Here is a 409-nt window from a genome sequence, read left to right on the forward strand (position 1 = left end):
ACCCAGTCGGTACAGCCTGCACATAGGCAGAATGTAGAAAAAGTGGTATCGCAGGAAACACGCCAGAATTACAAAGCAGAGCGTACCACAAAAACACAGACCTTTGAACAATCAAAACGTACAACAGAACATACCAAAAAGAACCGTAACCTTGTAACAAAGAAAGGACAGAAGAAAAAATGAAACTGAAACATATCGCTCTTATCGGCAGTCTGTTTCCTATCCTCTTTTCTCTGGTGCTTTTCTTTGGTGTCCTCATTAGTGCGGACAGCGACGACGAGAACAGCAATTTTTCTTCTGGCATTACGGGTATGAACTTATCCGCAGAAGTCTTGAAACATCAGCCTATGGTGGAAAAATACGCCAGAGAAAACGGTATCTCCGAGTATGTCAATGTATTGCTTGCTAT

The 409-nt window shown here is 42.3% G+C and carries 1 protein-coding gene and 1 pseudogene; both read left to right on the forward strand.

The window, feature by feature from the left end; translation table 11 throughout:
• The coding region (locus ERX40_RS11100; RefSeq protein ID WP_133418553.1) for a hypothetical protein at positions 1 to 183 on the forward strand (183 nt) is incomplete at its 5' end.
• Positions 180 to 409: pseudogene (locus ERX40_RS11105) on the forward strand (lysozyme family protein); the annotation flags it as partial. The gene ERX40_RS11100 and the pseudogene ERX40_RS11105, both read left to right, overlap by 4 nt.

The organism is Macrococcus carouselicus, assembly GCF_004359515.1.
Taxonomy (GTDB): domain Bacteria; phylum Bacillota; class Bacilli; order Staphylococcales; family Staphylococcaceae; genus Macrococcus; species Macrococcus carouselicus.